Raw genomic sequence first — 25,226 nt, 5'->3', positions numbered from 1 at the left:
GCATTGCCTCTTAATCATTTTACGAATGAAAATCAAAATTAAAACAAAACATATCCGGTTGAAGATTTTAAAAAAAACGGGGACCATTAGAAAGATTTTCCTTTTGCTTGTTTTAGTAGTTGTGGGACTGGGTGAGATTTCAGCCACCCAACGGATATACGTTTCCCCAACCGGAAATGATATGGACAGCGGGACGAAAGAGTTTCCTCTTGCCTCAATTGCCGGCGCCCGCGACAAAGTGCGGCAGCTACGTGAACAAAAACTACTAAACGACACGGTTTACATTCACGTGTTGCCGGGTAATTATTTCATGAAAGAAACTCTGCAGCTTACATCCCTGGATGGAGGCACAGCACAAGCCCCTGTTATGTTTAACGGGGATCCGGCGAACCGCCCTGTGTTTTACGGCGGAATGAAGCTGGATAAATTCGAGGAGGTGAGTGAAACCCTGTGGCGTGTGTTTATCCCCGAAGTGGCGTATTACGGATTTTATTTCGAGCAATTATATATCAACGGGGAACGCAGGTTCAGGGCGCAAACACCCGATCGTGACGACTTTTACATGGTTAAACACGTGGAGGAAATACCCCTTGATAAACCGGGCGAACAAACAGCCCGGTTCGCCTCGCAAAAGATTAAACTGAAAGATTCAGGCATGCAAATCCTCAATGATTTAAAAGTCGGTGAACTGGATGATGTATTGGCGGTTTTTCATCAAAAATGGAGCGAGACCAGGCAATTTATCAAACATATCAATAAAGCAGACAGCTCCATCTACATTACAGGCAGAGGGATGGTATCCTGGATTCCAATCGATAAAAAAAGCCGTTATTATATTGAGAATTACATTGGAGCATTGGATTCTCCCGGGGAATGGTTCCTCTCCCGTGACGGATACCTGTATTACATTCCACTGGAAGGGGAAACCATAAAAAACACGGAGTGCATTGCTCCTGTAGTGGATAAATTCATCGTGATATCAGGGGATGAAAGTACGGGTGAAAAAGCAGGGCATATTCACTTTAAAAACCTAAGTTTCCAGGTTAGTGGATATAAAACTCCCGCACGGGGCAATAGCGCCGGACAAGCCGCAAGTTCGATCGATGCAGCCATCATGGTTGATTTTGCCAAAAACATTGAATTTTCCAATTGTGAAATAACCCACACAGGACAATATGCGATATGGTTCCGTCGCGCCTGTTCCGAAAGCTCAGTAAAGCATTGCCATTTGCATGATTTGGGCGCCGGCGGCGTGAAAATTGGCGAAACCAGTATCCGTAACGACAGCGACGAACTCACCAAATTTATTACGGTTGACAATAACATTATCCAGCATGGGGGTTATGTTTTTCCTGATGCCGTGGGCGTCATCATTTTTAAGGGAAGTGATAACACGGTCACCCACAATGACATTGCCGATTTTCGGTATTCCGGGGTGTCAGTTGGCTGGGTTTGGGGATATTCGTTCAGTCCTTCCAAACGGAATAAAATCGAGTTTAATCACATCCATCATCTGGGATGGGGCGAGCTTTGTGATATGGGAGGAGTATATACTTTAGGACAGTCAGAAGGAACCAGTGTGAGCAACAATGTGGTCCATCACGTTTATTCATTTGATTACGGAGGCTGGGGATTATATAATGATGAAGGTTCTTCTTCTATTATCATGGAGAACAACCTGGTGTATAATTGCAAAAATGCCGGGTTTGACCATCATTACGGAAAAGAGAATATCATCAGGAATAACATTTTTGCTTTTAATATTTTAGGCCAGGTACAGTTCAACCGGCCTGAAGAACATAAATCCTTTTCATTCACCAATAACATTGTTTATTACAGGCAAGGAGAGATTTTTGTCAATAACTGGGGAAAAGAAAAGTGGTTGAAATCAAATACCGAGGTTGATTATAATTGCTATTGGAACCCATTGGACCCGGATCCATCCTTTCATTTGGGGATGAATTTTCAAGCCTGGCAAAAACACGGAAAAGACAGGCACTCTCTGGTTGCAGATCCGCTTTTCAGGGATCCGGACAATCTTGATTTTCATTTTAAAAGTTTAAAGACTGCCAGAAAAATTGGCTTTAAGCCCTTTGATTATACTAAGGCTGGTATTTACGGCGATGAAAAATGGAAAAGACTGGCTGAACTTGATCCCGCTCTGGAGGAGGAATTTGATGAGGCTGTAGTAAAAAACAGGTGGACTGGGGAATAAAATTGATGCAGAAATGGTATAAAACAGAATTTTAGAATGAAACAAATATAGTTGAATATGTTAGGTGATAATAGATATAAAACGTGGAAGCCGCTCTTGTTAACCGGCATTTTGTGTATCATGATTCTTTCATCGGCAGGAGGGCAGGAACTGGAAATAACCAAGCAAGATAAGCCATTCATCGATCGTTTCGGCCCTGTTCCGCTTAATAGCGGCTTCCAAATGCCAGGCTACAATGTTTGGTGCGGCTCGGTTATCAAAGGCGAAGATGGCCGTTATTACATGTTCGCGTCCCGGTGGCCCGAAGGTAAAAGCTACGTATGGGCCCTTGATTCCGAAGTAGTCCTTGCTTCTTCCGATAATCCTGCCGGGCCTTACCAGTTTGAAGATGTTGTGCTGCCCAAAAGAGGAACCAGATACTGGGACGGAATGATGACCCACAACCCCACCATTCACAAGTACAAAGACACTTACCTCCTGTATTATACCGGAACAACCTATCCTGAACGGAATTATCATGTAGCATGGGCAAATAAACGCATAGGCCTGGCAACAGCAACTTCTGTAAAAGGGCCGTGGAAAAGATTTGACGAACCGATTCTGGAACCACGACCGGGACACTGGGACAACCAGATCACATCGAACCCGGCCCCATGTGTTTTGCCCGACGGGAAAGTGATTCTCGTATATAAAAGTACCCGGACGGGACATTGGAAAGACGGCTATTTTGATTTTGATCTTCGGTTGGGAGTGGCAATGGCTGACAATTATGCCGGGCCATATAATCATGTCAGCGAAGAACCTATCCTGACTTTTCCAGAAACAGATAATTCCAATGCTGAAGATGCCTGTATCTGGTATGACAAAGAGGGATTTCACCTGCTTTGCAAAGTGTTCGATGTTGGCAAATCACTTATCGGAGAAAACGATGGTGGCATTCATGCAATATCGAAAGATGGAATTAATTGGGAACTGGCCAGCGACCCCAGGGGATATTCCCGATCCATTGTCTGGGAGGACGGAAGAAAAGAAACCATGCGAAAACTGGAACGAGTTCAATTGCTTATTGAGGATGGAATGATTACCCATGCCATTTTTGCAGTGATAGATAGCGGAGCGGGAAAATGGCGGAATATTGTGATACCCGTAAAACACTAATGTTAATAATATATTCAATGATAATTTGCAACATTTACTTACTCCAAATCCTATTAACTGATATAACTAATTAATGAAGCGAAGAAAATTTATTACTGCATCAGCAAGTTTGAGCGCTATAGGATTCCTTCCTGAGCAATTGTTAGGTTACCCATTATTTTCAGATGCAATTGACTTCCCTGAGCCCTATGATGATCATAAAGTTGTCAGAGTTTATGACCGCAAGGTATCCGATTACGATTTCTCGGGGGAAAAGGTTTACTGGAAAACCATTGACCCGGATGTCCTGGGGCAAATGCTGTCCAGGTCAATAGCTGAAATATCCGGTGAAGGTGGGGAAAAAAAGTCATGGGAAAAGATACTGGCGGGATCAACAAAGGCTGATTTGTCAGAGAAGAAAGTTGTTGTAAAAGTCAATTTCAATAATACCATACGCGATATCAATGCAACACTGAATAACAGTCCGGCTATGCTGGTTGTGTTATCCAGAAGTTTATTAAAAGCTGGTCTAAAGGAAGAGAATATTTGCTTTTTCGATTGTTCCCGGCCTTTTCCCAAAGAGTTCATAGAGGAAGTTCGCAGCAGCGATCTTAAAAACATTAGGTTACTTGGGACAAACGATGAACTTCCGGTAAGCAACCACACAATTTTTCTCTCAGACAACGCCGGTATTCCTCGCGATGGCAAAGCTACCGATAGGTATCCAATTCCTCAGATACTGATCGATGCTGATTATCTGATCAATTTGCATTTGGTGAAAATACACATGACCGGAGTAACCGGAGCCATGAAAAACCTGTTTGGAATAGCAAAAAATGTTGGATTTTACATGCACTATAATGCAACCAAAGAATTTACGATAGGAAATCATTTGCCGGACATTTCCCTGTCACCGGAAATCAAGGACCGTGTCCGGTTAAATATCGGAGAGTTTATTTTTGGAGGTCATACTCCGGATACGATAGATCGGTTTACCAATGATGAATTTTTTCCCAATGGCATTCCTGGCAGTCTGATTGTTTCAAGAAGCCCGTTTTATCATGATACCGTTCTCTACAGTTTCATTAAAGCAGAATATGAAACTTGTGTTCCCGTATTAAAACGGTTTAAGGAAATCGGCCCTGATACTTGGTTGAAAAATTCATCAGAAAAGTATTCTGCATGGAAATACGAAAAATGCAAATATGTCCAAAGAAATAAAAAGGAAAAACCGATAATGGATTTATCATTCTCTGAAATAAATTATATATCCGTTTAATAATAGATAATACTGATTACTATGAATAATGATAAGTTGTTCCCTTGATATCAAAAATTCCACGAAAAGATTTGACAATTTTTCTATTAATGATAATGCATAAGAAATATGAGAGTATTTAATTTTTTCCTTTTATTAATATTTATAATTGAACGATTTGTGCCTTCCTGTTATGGACAAGAAATGGAAACCCCTGCTGATCTGGCCGATCCTTTGATCAATACAGCCGGGTGTCGTTTCGATTTCTTTGCTTCGGCCACAGTTCCTAACGGGATGGTGGCCCTTAACCCGGATACCAAACACGGGGATTTATGGAGATCGGGCTACCAGTATGATGAGAAATTTATCCTTGATTTTTCTCATGTCCATAATACACAGACCGCGGGTATTCCAGTCATGCCGGTAACGGGAGAATGCAAAGGACATCTGGGATTGGAAACCAGCAAGTCCCGATTTAGCCACGAAAAGGAAGTCGTAAAACCGGGCTATCACAAAATATATCTTGAGGACTATGGTATCACTGCAGAACTGACGGCCACCAGCCGCGTTGGAATGCACCGTTATACCTTTCCTGAAACTGGTGAGGCGCATATCCTGTTTAATTTGGGGGCAACACTTGGCCCAACAGAGATGGAATACGCTTATGCCCGGCAAACAGGGCCCAACGAAATAGAGGGCTATTCGGTATTGGCGCCAACCTTTAGGCGCAAAAAGCCGTTCATCATCCATTTTGTTGCACAAACGAGCAAGCCGTTTGACGGTTTTGCGGGCTGGTTAAGAAAAAACGGAAGTGAAACCGGTGAACTCGTGAACCATGAAGCTGGGATAATCCAGGGGAAGGGAAGCGGGGCATACTTAACCTATAAGAATCTGAAGAAAGGGGATCAAATACTTTTAAAAGTAGCCATATCCCATGTCAGTATGCAAAATGCCCGTTTGAATATGGAAACTGAAGTTTCTCACTGGGATTTTGACCAGGTGGTACAGGATGCCAAAAAGGAATGGAATCAATATTTGAGCAGAATTCAGGTTGATGGTGGTACCCATGAACAGCGGGTAAAATTTTATACCGACCTGATGCACACCGCCATTGGAAGGAGAGTGGCCAGTGATGTAGATGGGTCATACGCAGATTGGACCGGGCCATTCCCTGTGATTCGGCAAGTTCCTTTAAAAGATGGTAAACCGCAACGACATTTTATGGAATGGGACGGTTTGTGGGGAAGCCACTGGAACCTGAATATATTGTGGTCGTTGGTTTATCCTGAAATCGGGAACTGGATTGCAGAATCTGCATTGGACTATTACCGGAATGCCGGGACTATGTCCCGTTGCTCCTGGGCAGGAAATTATTCCTATGTGATGGTAGGCGACCAGGCTACACCGCTGTTGGCAGCGCTCATGTCAACCGGACGGGCCACCTTCGATCCTGAACTGGCATACGCCGCTGCGAGAAAGAACGCGTTCCCGGGCGGGATACGCGACCGCTCGGGTTATGAGGCAGGCCCCAACCCCGTTGGAGGAGGCATGGACTGGTATATCGAATTGGGTTATGTCCCTGTTGAAGTTGCCGAACGCGAAGGAGGCTGGCACCAGGGCGGAACAGCTATGACCCTCGAATATGCTTACCAGGACTGGTGCCTGGCCCAGATTGCCGGAAAGCTTGGCAGGGCGGCGGACGCTGAACTGTTTTCCAAACGGGCCGAAAACTGGCGGAATGTTTTCGATCCAGCCGTGGGTTGGGCCAGGCCACGGCATGAATCGGGAGAATGGATGGAACCTTTTTCACCGGTCACCGAAGGGAATGAATTCACTGCTCCGGGCTTTATCGAAGGAACTTCGGCTACTTACACCTACTATGTGCCGCAAAACGTTACAGGCCTGATAGACGCGTCAGGAGGAATAAAAGCCTTTTTAAGCCAGTTGGAATCCAGTTTCCAAAAAGCCCGTCCGCTACGCTTTGTCACGCCTCACGGGGAACATGGCTGTGGCTGGGTGGATTATGAAAACCAACCCTCCTGCGGGATGGCCCACCTGTTCAGCTATGCTGGGGCGCCTTGGAAGACCCAGTATTGGGTACGCCAAGTGAAGGATTTGACTTTTGGCGGGACTAATCCGTACAGTGGTTATAATGGCGACGAGGATCAGGGACAAATGGGGGCATTGGGGGTTCTGATGGCAATAGGGCTGTTCGACATAGAGGGCTGCGCTAACGAAACGCCAACACTGGAGATCACCAGCCCTGTTTTTGATAGAACAACCATTACCTTCCCTTCTTCCGGAAATTCTGGAGAAAACAATATTTTTGAGATTGTTGCGAAAAGAGAGAATCCCGGTGATATTTATATCCAAAAGGCAACCCTCAACGGGAAATCCTGGAATAGTTTCAGGTTTCCTGTTGCAGAGTTTTTTAAGGGAGGCCGTCTGGAACTCGAATTGGGACCAAAACCCAATAAAAAATGGGGACAAATGGGTATTGTAAAAGATTGACGATGGATCGAAGACATTTTTTGACCCAAACCAGCGCGGTTCTCGGAACAACATTGATAAGTTCCAATCTTTTATTTGCAGGTTCGAATCCGGCAAGTGAAACCGTTGAACGTGTGCATGTGATTTTCAAAACCCACCTTGACGTTGGTTTTACCGACATGGCTGCCAATGTGATTAAAACCTACTTTGATGAATTTATCCCCAACGTTTTAGCGTTGACCGAGCGGTTTGCCAGGGAGGGAGTGGAAGACAACTACCAGTGGACCACAGGCTCCTGGCTGGTTTACCGCTATTTGGAAGAAGCATCGGCTGAAAACCGGCGGCGGATGGAACGTGCCATCGACCGGGGCGATTTTGTGTGGCACGGCTTGCCATTTACAACCCATACCGAACTGATGGACCAGTCACTTTTACGCCTGGCTATTAACTTTTCAAAGCAATTGGATCAGCGTTTCGGGCGTAAAACGCTGGCTGCAAAGATGACCGATGTACCGGGCCATACACGGGGAATGGTACCGGTAATGGCAGAATCGGGCATCGAACTGTTTCATGTAGGGGTCAATACAGGAAGCGCTATGCCCGGTGTACCCCCCCTGTTTGTCTGGAAAAATCCTGACGGGACAGAGCTTACGGTAATGTATCAACATGATTATGGGGGCGTAGCCCTGTTACCGGGAGGAAAAACAGCCGTATCGATTAATTTCACTTCCGATAACCACGGGCCTCATTCCCCTGAGCAAATAGTTAAAATCTATGCTGACCTGCGAAAACAATTCCCAAAGTCGAAAGTATTTGTCTCCAATCTGAACGCAGTGGCAAAAGAGGTTCGTTTGTTGCGTGACCGCCTACCGGTAGTAACACAGGAAATCGGAGATACCTGGATACATGGACCAGGCAGCGACCCGCTATTGATGGCCCGTTTCCGGGAGTTATCACGACTACGAAGGAAATGGATCTGCAAAGGGGAGCTTGAAGCAAATGGTGAAACAGACATGGCTTTCGGGAAACACCTGCTTCTTGTCCCGGAACATACCTGGGGGCTTCATATTGGCTCCGCGGGGAACTGGGATGTCTATGATATATCCAAATTCCGGTCATCCCGCGACCTGCCGGAATTCAGGAATATAGAAGCTTCTTGGGCCGAAAAACGGGCCAACATCGACCGTGCAATTGCTGTTTTGCCTGCCGTGCTAAAAACGGAAGCAGAATCGAGGATTAAATCCTTAAAGCCGGAAAGGACAATCATGGGGAAACTTCAGCGGGTTGATCCGGCTAATGGATTATTCGATGCCAGGTATTTCAAAATAGGCTTTGATCCACAAACGGGAGCCGTTAATTTTCTTGAGAACAAGCTGACCAAAAGACAATGGGCATCTGATACCCAAACACTCGGACTATTTTCCTATCAGACGTTCTCAACTCCTGAATTCCACAAATTCATGAACCAGTATGTGCCTGAGAGTTTGGGAAGACCGCAATGGATAGTTCACAGCTGGGATAAACCGGGTTTAGAAAAATCATCGGCAAAAACTGCCCTGTATTTCACCAGCCTGAAACAATTGTGGCATGAAAAACGGAAAGACGGTGACTTCTTTTTGGCCTGGTTGGAAATTCCCGAAGCTGGGGATTCAGGTTGCCCGAAAGAAATTTTCGTGGAAACATTCCTTCCGGATAGCGAACCTGTTATGAAAATAACCTTGAAGTGGTTCGGAAAACAGGCCTCACGGTTGCCCGAAGCCTGCTGGTTTTCTTTTATTCCCGGAGTTTCGTCTGATGGTCAGTTCTTGCTGGACAAAATGGGACAGCCTGTATCGCCATTGGATATAGTCAATGGAGGCAACCGGAATCTGCATGGCGTAATTGAAGGTATTTCATACAAAGACAGCCAGTCTGGTTTCTGTTTGGAAACGCTGGATGCGTTCCTGGTAGCTCCTGGAAGGTGTTCATTGCTGACTTTCGATAACAAGCAACCGAATATGGAGGGAGGTCTTCATTTTTGCCTGCTGAACAATCTCACCGGCACTAATTTTACCATGTGGTTTGAAGAGGATATACAGTTCCGATTTATCTTAAAATTTATTCAATAAAACTTTAAATTGATGAAAGCAGTAAGTATTATTTTTTTCATGTTATACGTCCAAGTATGTGTTTTTTCCCAGCAAAAAACACCTGAAAGTACTGAAATTTATTCTCCTGTGCCCCCAATTGTGACGCCGGGGCAAGGTACAAAACCGCCATCCGATGCCATCGTTTTGTTTGAAGGGACCAATTTCAACGAATGGCAAAGCGCCGGTGGAGGAGACGTAGAATGGACTTTGGCAGAAGGATGCATGACTGTTAAGCCTAAGTCCGGGAATATCAAAACAAAGAGGCATTTCGGTGACTGTCAGCTACATGTAGAATGGCGTACCGCTGTTGAAACCCCGGCAAACGGGCGTGGTTTTGGTAACAGTGGCATATTGCTTCAGGGCAGATACGAACTTCAGGTTTTCGATAGCTATGAATATCCGGTTTATGTCAATGGGAAACCGATTTATGTCAATGGGCAGGCCGGTTCAATATACAAACAGGCAATCCCGCTTGTCAACGCCTGTAAAAAACAGGGCGAATGGCAGGTTTATGACATTATCTATATAGCGCCAAGGTTTTCAGAGACAGAGAGAGTGATCATACCGGCCCGTATCACGGTTCTTCATAACGGCATCCTGATACTTAATAATTTTGAAATTCAGGGAACAATAGCCTATATCGGTGCACCCGAATATAAAGCGCATGGTTTAAAAGAACCATTGTCCCTGCAAGAACATGACGATCCGGTCAGCTACCGGAATATCTGGATAAGAGACTTGTAACAAAGCAGACTATCGTTTTAACAAAAATTAAAAAAAGCAGCTATGCAAATTAATAGAAGAAATTTTTTAAAAAGCGGGTTGATTACAGGAAGTGCATTTATGATGCCAACAATAATACCCTCTTGTGCATTCGGATCAAACGATCAAATCACAATTGGGATGATTGGTACTGGTTCCCATGGAATAGGCTGGAACCTTGCCGCATATCTTAAACTTGATGATTGTCGCGTTTTGGCAGCATGTGATGTTGATAATTCACGTGTTTTGAAAGCAAAATCCATAATTGATAAAAAATATCGAAATAAGGATTGCCATATATATAATGATTTCAGGGAGCTGCTTGAAAGAAATGACATTGATGCCGTTCAAATTTCATCACCTGATCATTGGCACGTGCTTATGTCAATCATGGCTATTCAGAAGAAGAAAGATGTCTGTTGCGAAAAGCCTACTTTGACCATCAAAGAGGGAAGACTCTTGAGTGATTATATATCACGATCAGATCAAATTTATCAGACAAGTTTGGAGGACAGATCTGTTTTTCAGTACCACAGGATGGCAGAATTGGTCCGTAACGGTAGAATTGGTAGATTACAAAGGATACGGGTTGGACTGCCGGGTGTTCATAATCTACAGAATAGGATTGATGCTACTATACAGCCAGTACCTGAGGATTTTGACTATGAAATGTGGCTCGGGCCGGCACCATACGCTCCTTATTCACCAGGTCGTTGTCACGGTACTTTCAGGTACATCAGTGAGTATTCCGGGGGTAGCCTAACGGATTGGGGGGCACACCTGCTCGATACTGCTCAAAGGATCAATGGGACAGAGAAATCGGGCCCTGTTGAGGTTAAAGGAAATGGAATTAATCCGAATACGGGCATTTTTGACACTTTTGAAGAATACAATCTGACCTATAAATTTGAGAACGGAGTTATCCTCGATGTTCATTCCAATTTTGTCGAGCTTTATTGTGAGGGAACTGATGGCTGGTTACTTATAAAAGGATGGAGTGGGCCGCTTGAGTCAAGTTCGGAAGAAATATTGAATTCAGTAATTGGGAATAATGAAATCCATTTAGATACAGATAGCAGCGAACATGAAAATTTCTTAAAATGTATCAAAACACGTACCCCCGTATTCCACCCCGTTGAAGATATGCACAGAACATCAACATTAACGCATATCGGAAATATTGCAATGAAACTTCAGCGGAAACTTAAATGGGATCCTGTTAATGAGGAATTCATTAATGATTTTGAGGCTAACAGTATGCGTAACAGAGTGGGACGTGCCCCATGGGTACTTGAAGATATATTGAAATAATTGTGAGGCAGGTATTGGGAAATGATACAGAATGAGATTTTAAATATTAAACTAAAGTAAATGAATTCAAGAGAACGCATTTTATCAGCTATTAATCATCAACAGCCCGACCGGGTTCCGGTGGACCTGGGGGCAACCGGTAGTTCAGGAATATCGGTCGTAGCTTATCAAAACCTGTTGGACTACCTGGGAAAAAAGCACTTGAAAAATCATGCGCCCGACGTGGTACAGCAATGTTCACAACCAGACATGGAGATACTCGATTTGTTCGGGGTAGATGTATTGGATGTTGGCCGCCACTTTAACACGGCCGAAAATTACTGGCACGAATTGGAATTAATTAAGGGTTACCCGGCATTGTATCCTAAGTGGTTCAAACCTGAAAAGCAGGATAACGGAAGTTGGCTGGCCGCCGGAAAAACTGGTGAATACATTGGCAAGATGCCATCGGGAGCCACTTTTTTCGACCAGTTGATTTTCCCGTATATCGATGGCTACCCTGATAACTATCAGGATATCGGAAGGGAAATGTCACGGGTAGTTTGGGGAGGCTTCGGTTTTACACCTTACGATTGGGGCGATGAACCTAATTTCTGGGAATTGCTCAGGGAAAAAACCCTTGACTTACGTTCAAAAACAGACAAAGCCCTGCTTTTGGGAGTGGGCTGTAATCTGTTTGAATGGGGCACTTTCCTTCGTCGCATCGACAATTTTATGATGGATCTTTACCTTGATCCGGAGAATGTCAATCGTTTACTCGATGTCTTAATGGAAAGACACATGGCATTTTTGACTAACGTATGCAAGGCCGTTGGCGATATAGTAGATATCCTGAAGTTTGGAGATGATTTTGGTACGAATACAGGGCCATTTATCCCGACGGAAACATACCACGAATTTTTTTTCCCGCGGCATAAGCAGATGTGCGATTATGTAAAAGCCCATTCGTCAGCGCATACTATGCTCCACTCGTGCGGGGGCATTTACGAACTGATCCCGGAGTTGATCGGGGCGGGATTCGAAATCCTGAACCCGGTACAGATCAATGCGGTGAATATGGAACCTGAACGGTTGAAAAAAGAATTTGGCCGTGAATTAACGTTTTGGGGCGGTGGATGCGATACGAAAAGCGTGTTAAACCGGGGTACGCCACAAGAAATTAAAGATCACGTGAAGCATAACCTGGAGGTATTTTCCAGAGGTGGAGGCTTTGTTTTCAACACTGTCCACAACATCATGCCTGATGTTCCGCCAAAGAATATCATGGCGATGTTCGAAGCGGTAAAGGAGTTTAATAATTAAAATTTAGTAAAAAATATGAATCAGATCATAGGCATCGACCTGGGGGGCACCAAATGTGCAGTGATCCTTGGACAGCTTGATGAAAGCAGCCATCCGACGGTTATAGGCAAATCCGTTGTGCCGACCAAAAATTATCCTGACCCCTACCGGATGATTGAAAAGTTGCAGCACGAAATGGAGAAATTACTCCAATCTCATCAGGTAGAAATTAAAACCGTAGCTTCGATTGGGATTAGTTGTGGAGGGCCGTTGGACAGTGTCCGGGGAGTGGTACTTTCGCCGCCCAACCTTCCGGGCTGGAATGAAATCCCGATTGTAAAGCTGTTCACCGAAAAATATGGCATCCCGACAGCCATTCAGAACGATGCCAACGCCTGCGCGTTGGCCGAGTGGAAGTTCGGGGCAGGCCGCGGAACCAGGAACATGATCTTCCTGACCTTTGGCACCGGGCTGGGGGCCGGTTTGATCCTTGATGGAAAACTTTATGCCGGCACCAACGACAATGCAGGTGAAGTCGGCCATATCCGGCTCGACAACTTTGGTCCGGTCGGATATGGCAAGTCCGGTTCGTTCGAAGGGTTTTGCAGCGGGGGCGGCATTGCCCAGCTTGCACGTCTGAAGGTCATGGAAAGACTCCAGATGGGCGGGAAAGTCCAGTGGTGTGCGAGCGTGGAAGACCTACCTGATATTACGGCGCAGAAGGTAGCGGAGGCTGCCAATTCCGGCGATACGCTTGCCAGGGAAGTTTTCGACATTTGCGGAAATTACCTGGGTCGCGGTCTTTCAGTGTTGATGGATATATTGAACCCTGAATGCATCGTGATAGGGAGCATTTATGTACGTGCCGGCCACCTGTTGATGCAGTCGCTCGAAAAGGCTGTACAAGCCGAGGCATTGCCATTGGCCAGGAAAGTATGCAGGATCGTACCAGCTCAACTGGATGAACAAATCGGCGACATGGCTTCCCTGTCGGTGGCGGCAAACCTGCTTTAAAAACAAAAACATAAAAAAGATGATCATAGAAAAAATAAAAGAAGACTTTGTCCAGGCCCACGAGGTGCTTGATAAATTTATGGCCGATCCTCAGACTTGGGAAAAACTGGAGAAAGCAGGAGAATTGATGGTTGAAGCGTTGAAAACCGGGAATAAAATTATTTCCTGCGGCAACGGCGGCTCGTTGTGCGATGCCATGCACTTTGCCGAAGAGTTGACCGGAAGGTTTCAAAAAGACCGCAGGCCTTTGCCGGCCCTTGCCATCAGCGACCCTTCACATATTACCTGCGTAGCCAACGATTTTGGTTATGATTACATTTTTTCCCGCACGGTTGAAGCCTTGGGCAAACCCGGTGATGTGCTGCTGGCCATCAGTACCAGCGGAAATTCCCGGAATGTGATCAACGCAATCTGTTCGGCCCGGCAGTCAGGTATAAAAGTGATTGGACTTACGGGGAAGACAGGAGGGGAAATGGCCCAATTGTGCGATGTGGAGATCCGCGCCCCGCATGGCGGGTATTCCGACAGGGTGCAGGAAATCCATATCAAGGTCATCCACGCGCTGGTACATTACATTGAACTGGGCCTGGGAGCAGAATTATTTCATAACGATAATCAAAACGAATAAACAACATGCAACAAAAAATCAACATCAACCACCTGTTGCCGGTAATGGCCGGTTTTTTCGTCATGGGCTTTGTGGATGTAGTGGGGATAGCCTCGAATTACATCAAGCAGGATTTTCAGTTGAGCGATACCGTTGCCAACCTGATTTTGATGATGCTGTATATCTGGTTTGTCCTGTTGTCGATCCCGACAGGCATGCTGATGGGGCGTATCGGGAGAAGAAAAACCGTGCTGATCAGCATCGCGGCTACCGCCGCTGCCCTTTTTGTCCCGGTGATTTCTTACAGTTTTGTTACGGTACTTTTGGCCCTGGCCTTGCTGGGCATTGGCAACACCATGCTGCAGGTTTCCCTGAACCCTCTGGTGGGCGACATTGTCCCTGATTCGAAATTGGCCAGTAGCCTGACTTTCGGTCAGTTTGTCAAATCGGTCGCCTCGTTTTTGGGTCCGGTAGTTGCCGGTGGGGCTGCACTTTACCTGGGTAACTGGCGATACCTTTTCCCGTTGTTTGGCGGCATATCAGTACTTACCGCCATTTGGTTGAATGCAGTCAATATAACTGAATCCGGATCAATCAGGCAAAAAGGTTCGTTCAGGGATAGTTTTGGCCTGTTGGGAGACAAAGTTATTTTAGGTTTTTTCGTTGGAATCCTGCTGGTCGTTGGCATTGATGTAGGGATGAATGTAACTGTTCCCAAGTACCTGATGCTGAAAGGAGGCATCCCCCTGGAAGAAGCCGGGCTCGGCATCAGTGTTTATTTTGCGGCTAAAACAGGAGGCGCCTTCCTGGGAGGCTTTCTGTTATCCCGCATCGAAACAGTCAAATTTTACAGGGTGATCGCATTACTGAGCCTTGCTTCATTAGCCTTTACCCTGTTGGCGCCTTCCCTGTCAGGAGTTTATATTGGTATTTTTCTGGTGGGGCTTACCGTTGCCAACATTTTCTCGGTCATTTTTTCCCTGGCGCTAATCAGAAAACCGGAATTCCGCAATGAGATATCCGGTTTGATGATGATGGGTGTGATTGGTGGCGCCATCATAACCCTTTTAATCGGTATTGTTTCCGATAATTTTGGCCTTACTGCCGGGATGCTGGTCCTGGGCGTTTGCATGGTGTATCTGCTGGGAAATTCACTGGTGACAAAACCTAAATCGGAAAGTTGAAAAGAGAATAGAATAAATTTTGAATTGAATGAAATAACATGAAACTTTTAATAAGATTGCTATACATACCACTAATTTTGAATTTCTGTTTCATTAATTATAGTTATGCACAAAAGAATGCTGATTCAGTATTAATGCATTCTTCGATCGACCAATCTTCCTATCAGGAAATCAGAGGTGGTTTAGCAAACAGCTATTTGCATTTTACAAGGAATAAAACAGCCAGGGTAGCTTTTGTGGGAGGATCAATAACTGCAATGAACGGCTGGCGTGAAAACGTATGCCAATACCTTACAGAAAGATTTCCTAAAACCAAATTTGAATTTGTCCATGCAGGGATACCTTCAACCGGGAGTACCCCTGGAGCTTTTCGTCTGGAAAGGGATGTCCTGTCGGAAGGCAAGATCGATTTATTGTTCGAAGAAGCCGCCGTTAATGATAACGGACAGGCCGGAGCTACTAATATACGGGGGATGGAAGGTATTGTACGTCATGCTTTGGTGTCCAACCCATACACGGATATCGTACTGATGTATTTTGTTGACCCTCAAAAAATCAGGGAATACAATGAAGGGGAAATCCCGTTGACTATTGCCTGTCACGATAGCATTGCCAGTCATTACCAGCTTCCGTCATTAAACCTTGCCAAAGAAGTGACGGACCGGATCAATGCAGGAGAGTTTACCTGGGATGATGATTTTAAAAACCTTCACCCCTCCCCTTTTGGCCATGAGCTTTATTTCCTTTCCATGCGAGCATTACTCGAGAATTGTTGGAATCTGGCTCTCAATCAGGAAAAAATAGAACCTCACCTGATCCCATCTCAAATGGACTCATATAGTTTTACACATGGTGTTTATGAAAATATCCATAAAGCCAATCGATCAACCGGGTGGTCTATTGATAAAAAATGGTCTCCTGCTGATAGCATTCCCACCCGCAAAGGGTATGTAGATGTACCGATGCTGATTTCATCAACCCCTGGTTCAGAAATTACCTTTTCATTTAAAGGAACAGCCGTTGGTATTTGTAACGTTGCCGGTCCCGATGTCGGGACTATTGAATACAGCATTGATGGAGGAGAATACCATTCAAAAGACTTGTTCTCCCCCTGGAGCGATAACCTGTACCTGAACCAGTATCTCTTATTTGATGAAACGCTTTCACCCTCAAAGCATATACTGAAAATCAGGATATCGGAAAGTAAAAACGAAAAAAGTAAAGGACATACCTGCCAAATCGTCCATTTCCTTGTAAATAAAGTCAATAATAACATGAATTAACCCATGGGAATTAGAGAACAAGCACAAAATGGTAAGCCGGGATCGGTATGTTAATTGCAAAATATAAATCAAAAAAATAAGAATATGCAAAAATTTAGAATCATTATTACGATTGTTGTTTTAGGAACAATGAATGTAGGTTGTTTCAGCCCTAAAACCGAAACTCCACAAGAAGAGTCATTTACGTACAATCTAAACATGGTTCATCACAATCCAGGTGAACCTCCGTTTGATACTAAATATAATGATCCGGTATATTTAAAAGAACAGGGATTCAACGGACAAGTTCCAAGGATTTTTCTTCCGTGTGCTGTTACCTATAGCTCGTTTGATGAGGAAATCATGCCAGAGGGTTCGGACATTCGTAAGGAAACAGAATCGTATGCTCTAAAACTTGATTCGATATTCCTGAAAGCAAAAGAGGCAGGAATTGCCATTTATCCATTTACAGATCTTTTGGTAATACCTAAAGCTATTCAGCAAAAGTATGGCAAAGAAATGGGTGAAGAAAAAGAGGTTGATGACATCAATGTACTGGGAGGCACGCGGCTACAAGCCAGTATTCTGAAACCACGTACAGAAAAGGTATTACGGATACAAATAAGGGAAATCTTTGAGCGGTTTCCCAATCTCGACGGGTTGACTACCCGATACGGGGAAACTTATCTGCATGAATTTCCAAATCATGCAGGTGGCAGTCCTGCTGAAAGTGTGGAGGAACACATAAAACTGATCAATATCCTGCGGGATGAGGTCTGTGTAAAACGGAACAAGAAACTGTTTTACCGGACCTGGGGTTACGGCAAATCGGGAAGTTTTCATACCGATCCGTCTTATTATCTTGAGGTGACCAATGCTGTGGAACCCCATTCAAATCTGGTGTTTTCTATCAAACATGTGCAGGGGGATTACCTCCGGTTACATCCGTTTAACCCCTGCCTGGGGATCGGGAAACATCAACAAATAGTTGAAATATCCTGCAATCCGGCAGGGTTGTATGGCAAAAATACCCATCCCTATTATATTGGGCAAGGCGTTATTGAAGGTTGGGAAGAATTTGCCTGGATTAAAAATGAAGGCCCGGCCAGTTGTTTGCGCGATTTAGTAAATTTGCCTCAAATGGCCGGCATCTGGACATGGTCGCGTGGTGACGGCTGGGCCGGCCCATACCTGACAAACGAACTCTGGGTTGACCTGAACGAACAGGCATTTACCCGTTTTGCCCGGGAACCCTGGCGAAGTGAAGAAGAATTGTTCAACGAGGCAGCACGTGGACGTTTTGGTGTTGAAGGCGATGACCTGAAAAAATTGCGCGAGCTATGCCTGCTTTCTGCCGCTGCTGTTATGCGGGGGCAGGCATCTGTTCATGTCCAGGTAGAAGACTGGTGGTGCCGCGATGACTACCTGACAGCCATTGACCTGAAGCCTGTGGTACATGCCGGAAAAGAGAAAGAGGTGCTGGAAGAGAAGGCCGAAGCAGTCAGGATGTGGCAGCGAATCGAAAAACTTGCCCGTGAAATTCATTTACCCAATCAGGCTGATCAGGAATACATGGAGGTTTCATCCACATACGGGCGCATCAAATACCAGATTGTTGAGCAGATATGGAAGATGCAATTACTCGCAGCCGAATCTGAAATCGACAAAAAGCCGATGGACGCGGTAGCCATGCGTGTGTCTATCGAAGCATATGACAAGCTCTGGAAAGAATGGAGAAACCTAAAAGCAACCAATCCGGCTTGCCCGACCTTATACAAGGATGATCAGGCGCAGTTTTGCCCGTTCCCTCCATTCCGGGAGGCGCTGGAAAAGTACAGGAAAGAAGCAAATCCCAATTCTGCTACTTAGAAAAGTTAAGAGAAAAGCAGTGACAGCAAACCTTCAATCACAAACATTTATCAGGCAATTATTGCCTTAGATTGATACAAATATGCTTGTTTTTTTAAATAATAAAAATGAAAACATGCTTGTATTTTTAAAGTCATCATTTATATTTGCATGGAATATGATTAGAATAGAGAATCTATGCAAAGAAATATTACACAAAAACTATTGGAGTGGAAGTCAGCCTCCATTCGTAAGCCATTGATTGTAAGAGGAGCAAGACAGGTTGGGAAATCATTTTCGATAAAAGAATTTGGTTTGAGCCATTTTGATGGCAACCTGCACATTGTGAATCTTGAAAGCAATCCCGACTGGCATTCAGTTTTCGAAAAAAATTTTGATGTCAAACGGATTGTAGCAGAGCTTGAAATCTTTCTCGGAAAGCGCATCCGGGCCGGCAAGGATCTGCTTTTTTTCGATGAGATACAGGAATGCCCGAAAGCAATCCTGTGCCTGCGTTATTTTTATGAACAGATGCCCGAACTTCATGTAATTGCTGCCGGTTCGCTGATCGAGTTCGCATTGAAGGATATTTCATTCCCGGTCGGCCGGGTGCAACTCCTGAATATGCACCCCATGACTTTTTACGAATTTCTGACAGCGACAGGCAAAGAACTTTTAGCCGGGGAAATTGTAAAAAAACCTTATGAATTGGCTGAAAACATCCATCAACTACTCAATGACGAGCTAAAAAAGTATTTTTTTATCGGGGGAATGCCTGAATGTGTAAAGACGTATGTCGAAACCAGTAGCATAGCCGAAGTATTTGCTATACAATCGGATCTGATCAATACTTTCCGGCAGGATTTTGCAAAGTATGCCCAATATTCTGACAAGCGTTGCCTGAATGCCGTTTTGAGTTCCGTTGCCCAGCAGGTTGGCGCTCAAATTAAATATTCCCGCTTATCAGAAGGATTTACCAACCCAACCATAAAAAAAGCGTTTGAATTGCTTGAAACAGCCCGACTTATTAAGAAGGTGGTTGCGTCAAACCCGGACGGTATGCCTTTAGGGGCTGGTGTAAACGACAAGATATTCAAAGCAGTTATGCTCGATATTGGCCTGATGTCAAACCTGTGCGGCTTAAATGTTGCGAAAGAGTTTCAGCAGACCGATTTGTTGTCTGTTTTCCGGGGGGCGTTGGCCGAACAATTTGTTGGTCAGGAACTTGTTGCTTTAGGCAACGGCAATTTGTTCTACTGGTCGAGGCAGGCCAAAAGCAGTAATGCCGAAACCGATTATCTTGTAGAAACCGGTGATGGTATTATTCCTATTGAAGTTAAAAGCGGCCCTTCAGGAAGTCTCAAGAGCCTGCATATATTACTGAACACCTATCACAACGTAAAAAAAGCGTATGTATTTTCAGGTGCCCGGTTCGGAGAACTCCCTGAGCAAAAAATCTCATTTATTCCTTTATATTTCGTGGCTTCGTCTGTAAGTTAGCCATGAGTTTCAGGATATAAACATATCTTTGTGTTACAGGAACATTTATACATGGAAATCGCCGCAAAAGATCACGAAAAGAAATTAGTAGAACAACTGCGGGACGGATCAAAATACGCCTACCATACTTTGTATAGCGAATACGGTCCCCGAATCCATGCATTTGCCCTGTCGTATCTTAAAAATAATGCCGATGCGGAAGAACTTCTACAGGAAGTATTCCTGAAGATTTGGGAAATCCGCAGCAGCCTTGATGCCGAAAAAAGTTTCAGGTCTTTTCTGTTCCAGATCGGTATTAACCTGATCTACGATTTCATCCGCCGAAAAAACATCGAACGAGCTTATCTCGACCATTTTGGAAACGATCTGCGTCCTCAGTCAGACGAAACCTGGGAAGAGGTGATCTACAACGATATGCTGGACAATCTACGGAAACTCGTTAATTCCATGCCAAAACAGCGCCGGCGGATTTTCAAGATGAGCAAGGAAGAAGGTTTATCGAACGAGGAGATCGCCCGGAAGCTGGGCTTGTCGCAGCGGACCGTCGAAAGCCACCTGTACTTTGCTGTCGCCTTTTTAAAAGGTAAACTTTGCAACGGTTCCCTCCCCGCGTTGCTGCTCTTTTATCTGTATTGCCAATAGGACCCCATGCCGGAATTTGTTTGAGAATCAGCCAAATCGGATTTTTCTCAAAAAAATTTCATTGAAAACTCAGTATCTTGTTCAAGATATTCGTATTACTCCAAATAATTTCAAAAATGGGGCCATCTATCCGTAAAATAGTCAGCGAAGGAAAGTCTGAGCAGGCAACCGGCGGGCAAAGACAAAAACTGCTGTCGCTTTTTCACCAGCCGGATGTTGAGTTCGAATTGAAGAGTATCCTGTACGAAGATCTGAGTCAAATGGAGGTGCTTCCTGAAGATGAGCAGTATTACGAAGGGGTTTTCGAAAAGATATGGGAAAAGAGGAAAAGAGATCTTTCTGTTTGGAGGACTTACAAACGATTCCTGTACCGTGTTGCCCGTGTTGCTTCTATTCTGGCTATTGGTTTGGTTGCGGGCTATCTTCTTGACTCGGTTAAGCGCGGGGCCTCCCCTGTTTACTATACGTCGGTAGCGCCAAAGGGATCGGTTTCCGAAATGTTTATGCCCGACGGGACACATGTTTTTCTGAATTCCGGGTCGGAGATAAAATATTCGGTCGAAGGTGTTAACGGCATGCGTGAGATCTTCCTCGACGGCGAAGCTTTTTTCCAGGTTGCAAAGATAAACGGGAAGCCTTTCCTGGTGCATACTCCGTTTTACGATGTCCGGGTTACCGGAACAACTTTTAACGTGAAGGCGTACGCGGGAGACCCGGAGGCGGCAACGACACTGGTTGAAGGATCGGTGCTGATTGTACCGTCGGAGAACCTGAAACTGGCCCGTATAGTTGAAATGAAACCCGGCGAACAATTAATTTACAACAGCGGGGAGAAAAAGATCAGCGTTAGGGAAGTCAATACCGGCTTGTTCACTGCCTGGAAGGACAATAAGATGATCTTTGTGAACATGAGCATGAAGGAACTGAAAGTCTTGTTGGAACGGAAATTCGGTGTTGAAATTGAGATCAGTGATTCCCATATTTTACAATATCATTTCGATGGGACATTCCGGAATGAAACCATCCTCGAAATTCTTGACATTATTAAACGTACGCTGCCAATCCAATACCGCGTGGAAGGACAGAAAATAATCATTAACCCGGGTAAATAAGGAGGTACAATATGGAATAGGATCTTACACCAGAAAAAAAGCCGGAGATGCTAGAACATCCAACCGGCTTAATACAATTAATAAAACGGCGGTGACACGCCAAGTGAATTATTAACCATAACAAGTGCAAATTTATGAAAAAAAAACAATTTGCTTCCTTTTCCAAAAGGATAAAGGGGCATAAGCTAATTTTAAAGATGAAACTGACATTTTTTATTGTGGTAGTTTGCCTGATGGAGGTTTCTGCAAGTGTTTATTCACAGGCAACAAAGTTCTCGTTCAATGTCCAGGGCAGGCAGGTGGTCGATGTCCTGAAGGACATTGAAAACTCAAGCGATTTCCGGTTTTTTTATCGGCGCGAACAGATTGATGTGACCCAAAAGGTTGATTTAAAGGTTACCGAAGGGACCGTAGAAAAGGTACTCGAAGAGCTATTCAGGGGGCAGGATGTTACCTGCCGGGTGCTTAAAGATAATTTAATTGTTATTGCACCACGGGGCGTGGATTTTAATAATTCGGGTATAGCCCAACAACCCAAAACCATTTCTGGCCGTGTCGCCGATTCCTCCGGATCTCCTCTTCCTGGTGTTACCGTAGTTATTAAAAGTACAACACAGGGAACCATTACCGACGCCGATGGCAATTATACCCTGGCCAATGTGCCTTCCGATGCTACGCTGGTATTCTCATTTGTGGGGATGAAGAGCCAGGAAATTCCGGTTGCCGGAAAAAATCAAATCAATGTCGTACTGGCAGAAGCAACCATTGGAATAGAAGAGGTAGTGGCCATCGGTTACGGAACCATGAAAAAGAGCGACCTGACCGGTTCGGTTGTTTCGGCAGACATCGAAGCATTCAGGGAATCGCCCAATGTATCAATTGTACAGTCGTTGCAGGGAACCGTTCCTGGATTAAATGTCGGACAGGTAAATTCGGCGGGGCAGAATCCAGGAATAACAATCAGAGGACAAAATACTTTTGATGCGAAGAATACTTCGCCTTTGATCGTTGTGGACGGGGTCATTTATAATGGAGCCCTGGTGAATCTGAATCCATCTGACATCGAATCGGTAGATGTGTTGAAAGATGCCAGTTCAACAGCCATTTACGGATCCAGGGCTGCCAACGGGGTCCTTCTAATCAGTACGAAAAAAGGGAGAAATTACGGGAAACCGGTCATTAACTACACGGGCTCTTACACGATACAAAATCCGGTTCAAAACATGCGTCCTTTAAGCAAGGAAGGATATCTTGAAAAAATCAGGGATGCCCATTGGGCACAAGGATATCTTGCTCCCGACTATACTCAGCCTAATCCTGATTTTGATCCGAATGTGGGATGGACTTCACTTGAATTGAGAGCAGGCTATGAAAATGGGACCGATTTTGACTGGTGGGACGCCGGCACCCAAACAGGGCATATTCAGGAACATAACCTAAGCATCAGGGGGCAGAACGACCAGACATCGTATTACACGTCGATTGGGTTTACGGACCAATTGGGTTTTGTAATGAATGATAAATACAAAAGATTCTCTTTCAGAATAAACCTGGAGAATAAAATTCTGGATTGGTTTAAGTTTGGGGTTCAGTCATTTGTTTCCTCCAGTGACAATTCAGGAATATCACCAAGTTTGAGCGAGCTTTTTATCATGAGTCCCCTGGCAACTCCTTATGACGAGAGTGGCGAACTGCTGAAGAACCCTACGGGCTCGGCCCAGCTAAATCCATTTTATAGCTCGGAAACTGATAATCTTGATAAAAGTTTGAACCTTTTTGCAAATTTTTATACCGATATTGACATCCCGTTTATCAAGGGTTTATCATACCGGATTAATTATTCGCACAACTACACGACAAGTCGCCGGTTTAATGCCAGTTTATACGAAGTCAATTTTACAGGTCGTGCCTCTAAATATAATGCTACTGAGTATGACTGGACTTTTGACAATATTCTGACTTACTCAAAATCAATTCAAGACCATACGGTTAATGTTACACTAGTTGCCGGACGGGAGGAAAGGGAGTATGAAAATACGACCGCCGATGCCAGAGGTTTTTCTAATTTAGATCTGGGCTATAACAAGCTGGATGTGGGAGACGATCAATTCACTTCTTCCAGCGCATGGAACGAGAGCAGCTTGTATTACATGGGAAGGCTGCATTACGGATTTAAGAATAAATACCTGGCAACATTTACGGTCCGCAGGGATGGATTTTCAGGGTTTTCCAAGGAAAACAAATTTGGGATTTTTCCATCCGGAGCATTGGCATGGGTACTTAGCGAGGAACGTTTTCTAAAAGAAAACCAGGACTGGCTTGAGTTTCTAAAAATAAGGGCCTCGTACGGAACAAACGGTAACCGTACGTTGGGACGTTACGGCACCCAGCCACAAGTTGTTCTCGCCAAACGTTACATCTTTGGAGATGGCGCATCTTCAGCCCTTGGATCACAGATATATACATTGGCAAATTCGAACTTGAAATGGGAAACAACTACAGGCACAAACCTGGGATTGGATTTTGTTTTGCTAAAACAAAGGATCAGCGGGAACATAGAATATTATAACACCGATACAAAAAACATCCTGTTTCAAGTACAAGTACCTGCTATTACAGGCTATACTTCGATTACCAGCAATCTTGGGAAGGTACAGAATAGCGGGATTGAGTTTTCGGTTACCAGCGCCAATATAAGGACCGATCATTTTACATGGAGTACAACTTTTAATTTTTCAAGGAACAGAAACAAAATAAAATCAATTTTAGGAATGGATCAAAATGGCGATGGCAGGGAAGATGACCTTGTTTCGAATGGCTTGTTCATAGGAAAACCATTACGCGCTATTTACGATTTTAAGGTTGACGGGTTGTACCAGATAGGAGATGACATCCCGAACGGCTGGTTGCCTGGGCAATACCGGTTAGCTGATTTGAATGACGATAAGGTCATTACTGCTGAGTTCGACCGTAAAATTATTGGGGTTGGGGATCCAAGTTATCGTTTCAGTATTTCCAATGATTTTAGCTATAAAAACTGGAACCTGAAAATTTTCATCAACTCGATTCAGGGCGGCAGGGATATGTATTATGGATCAAATAACCCAACAACTTCCAATTCGTGGGATGGTGTTAATATCACGCAGAGCAATCTCACCAAATGGGACTGGTGGACGCCCGCCAATCCAAACGCGGAATATCCGGCCCTTTTAAAAAACTCGCCCATATTACCGGGTCACTATAATCAACGGAGTTTTGTAAGGATACAGGATGTTTCATTATCATACCAGTTTAACAGAAGCCTCTTGAATAAAATTGATGTCCAGGGATTGAAAATCTATTTGAGTGGGAAGAACCTCTATACCTTCACCAAATGGAAGGGCTGGGATCCTGAGACAGGACAAGGGTATAATTATAACGGGATGCCTGTGCTACGGGGTTATTCATTGGGAATCGATTTAACATTTTAAAAAA

At 44.5% G+C, this 25,226-nt stretch carries 17 protein-coding genes; all 17 read left to right on the top strand.

All coding sequences use genetic code 11. The annotated features are described in order from the left end of the window. The first annotated feature begins 25 nt into the window (after nucleotides 1-25). The 17 genes from AC6H3C_RS01205 to AC6H3C_RS01125 all read left to right on the top strand — a co-directional run bounded on the left by AC6H3C_RS01205 (nucleotide 26) and on the right by AC6H3C_RS01125 (nucleotide 25,222). A complete protein-coding gene (locus tag AC6H3C_RS01205; RefSeq protein WP_497518721.1) occupies nucleotides 26-2,215 on the top strand; it encodes a right-handed parallel beta-helix repeat-containing protein in 2,190 nt (729 codons plus the stop codon). A 57-nt stretch (nucleotides 2,216-2,272) separates the two neighbouring features. Continuing rightward, entirely contained in the window at nucleotides 2,273-3,373 is a 1,101-nt protein-coding gene (locus AC6H3C_RS01200; protein WP_497518719.1) for a glycoside hydrolase family protein, read from the top strand. 73 nt (nucleotides 3,374-3,446) lie between these two features. After that, nucleotides 3,447-4,631 carry a DUF362 domain-containing protein gene (locus AC6H3C_RS01195; protein ID WP_497518718.1) on the top strand — a complete coding sequence of 395 codons (1,185 nt, stop codon included), beginning with the start codon at nucleotides 3,447-3,449 and terminating at the stop codon, nucleotides 4,629-4,631. 108 nt (nucleotides 4,632-4,739) lie between these two features. Continuing rightward, nucleotides 4,740-7,121: a GH92 family glycosyl hydrolase gene (locus AC6H3C_RS01190; protein ID WP_497518717.1), complete on the top strand. Its 2,382-nt coding sequence runs from the start codon at nucleotides 4,740-4,742 to the stop codon at nucleotides 7,119-7,121. 2 nt (nucleotides 7,122-7,123) lie between these two features. Beyond that, nucleotides 7,124-9,208, top strand: coding sequence for a DUF5054 domain-containing protein (locus AC6H3C_RS01185; protein ID WP_497518716.1), 2,085 nt, complete (start codon nucleotides 7,124-7,126; stop codon nucleotides 9,206-9,208). Between the two features lie 12 nt (nucleotides 9,209-9,220). Further along, nucleotides 9,221-9,973, top strand: coding sequence for a 3-keto-disaccharide hydrolase (locus AC6H3C_RS01180; protein ID WP_497521239.1), 753 nt, complete (start codon nucleotides 9,221-9,223; stop codon nucleotides 9,971-9,973). Between the two features lie 42 nt (nucleotides 9,974-10,015). After that, nucleotides 10,016-11,302, top strand: coding sequence for a Gfo/Idh/MocA family protein (locus tag AC6H3C_RS01175; RefSeq protein ID WP_497518715.1), 1,287 nt, complete (start codon nucleotides 10,016-10,018; stop codon nucleotides 11,300-11,302). A gap of 60 nt (nucleotides 11,303-11,362) precedes the next feature. Beyond that, the gene (locus AC6H3C_RS01170) at nucleotides 11,363-12,604 is read left to right on the top strand and encodes a uroporphyrinogen decarboxylase family protein (RefSeq protein ID WP_497518713.1); all 1,242 of its coding nucleotides are present in this window, start codon (nucleotides 11,363-11,365) and stop codon (nucleotides 12,602-12,604) included. A 15-nt stretch (nucleotides 12,605-12,619) separates the two neighbouring features. Beyond that, nucleotides 12,620-13,597: an ROK family protein gene (locus tag AC6H3C_RS01165; RefSeq protein WP_497518711.1), complete on the top strand. Its 978-nt coding sequence runs from the start codon at nucleotides 12,620-12,622 to the stop codon at nucleotides 13,595-13,597. A gap of 19 nt (nucleotides 13,598-13,616) precedes the next feature. Then, a complete protein-coding gene (gene lpcA, locus AC6H3C_RS01160; protein ID WP_497518710.1) occupies nucleotides 13,617-14,225 on the top strand; it encodes a D-sedoheptulose 7-phosphate isomerase in 609 nt (202 codons plus the stop codon). Between the two features lie 5 nt (nucleotides 14,226-14,230). Next, a complete protein-coding gene (locus AC6H3C_RS01155) occupies nucleotides 14,231-15,388 on the top strand; it encodes an MFS transporter (protein ID WP_497518708.1) in 1,158 nt (385 codons plus the stop codon). Between the two features lie 134 nt (nucleotides 15,389-15,522). Then, nucleotides 15,523-16,671: an SGNH/GDSL hydrolase family protein gene (locus AC6H3C_RS01150; RefSeq protein ID WP_497518707.1), complete on the top strand. Its 1,149-nt coding sequence runs from the start codon at nucleotides 15,523-15,525 to the stop codon at nucleotides 16,669-16,671. 84 nt (nucleotides 16,672-16,755) lie between these two features. Further along, nucleotides 16,756-18,519: a hypothetical protein gene (locus AC6H3C_RS01145; protein ID WP_497518706.1), complete on the top strand. Its 1,764-nt coding sequence runs from the start codon at nucleotides 16,756-16,758 to the stop codon at nucleotides 18,517-18,519. Nucleotides 18,520-18,696: 177 nt separating this feature from the next. After that, complete coding sequence (locus AC6H3C_RS01140; protein ID WP_497518705.1) at nucleotides 18,697-19,998, top strand: ATP-binding protein; 1,302 nt, start codon at nucleotides 18,697-18,699, stop codon at nucleotides 19,996-19,998. A 30-nt stretch (nucleotides 19,999-20,028) separates the two neighbouring features. Next, entirely contained in the window at nucleotides 20,029-20,640 is a 612-nt protein-coding gene (locus AC6H3C_RS01135) for an RNA polymerase sigma factor (RefSeq protein WP_497518704.1), read from the top strand. Nucleotides 20,641-20,756: 116 nt separating this feature from the next. Then, nucleotides 20,757-21,752: a FecR family protein gene (locus AC6H3C_RS01130; RefSeq protein ID WP_497518703.1), complete on the top strand. Its 996-nt coding sequence runs from the start codon at nucleotides 20,757-20,759 to the stop codon at nucleotides 21,750-21,752. A gap of 197 nt (nucleotides 21,753-21,949) precedes the next feature. Continuing rightward, complete coding sequence (locus AC6H3C_RS01125) at nucleotides 21,950-25,222, top strand: TonB-dependent receptor (RefSeq protein ID WP_497518701.1); 3,273 nt, start codon at nucleotides 21,950-21,952, stop codon at nucleotides 25,220-25,222. Nucleotides 25,223-25,226 lie beyond the last annotated feature (4 nt).

This window comes from Gaoshiqia sp. US2, assembly GCF_059705485.1.
This window is presented reverse-complemented; position numbering and strand designations above follow the sequence as displayed.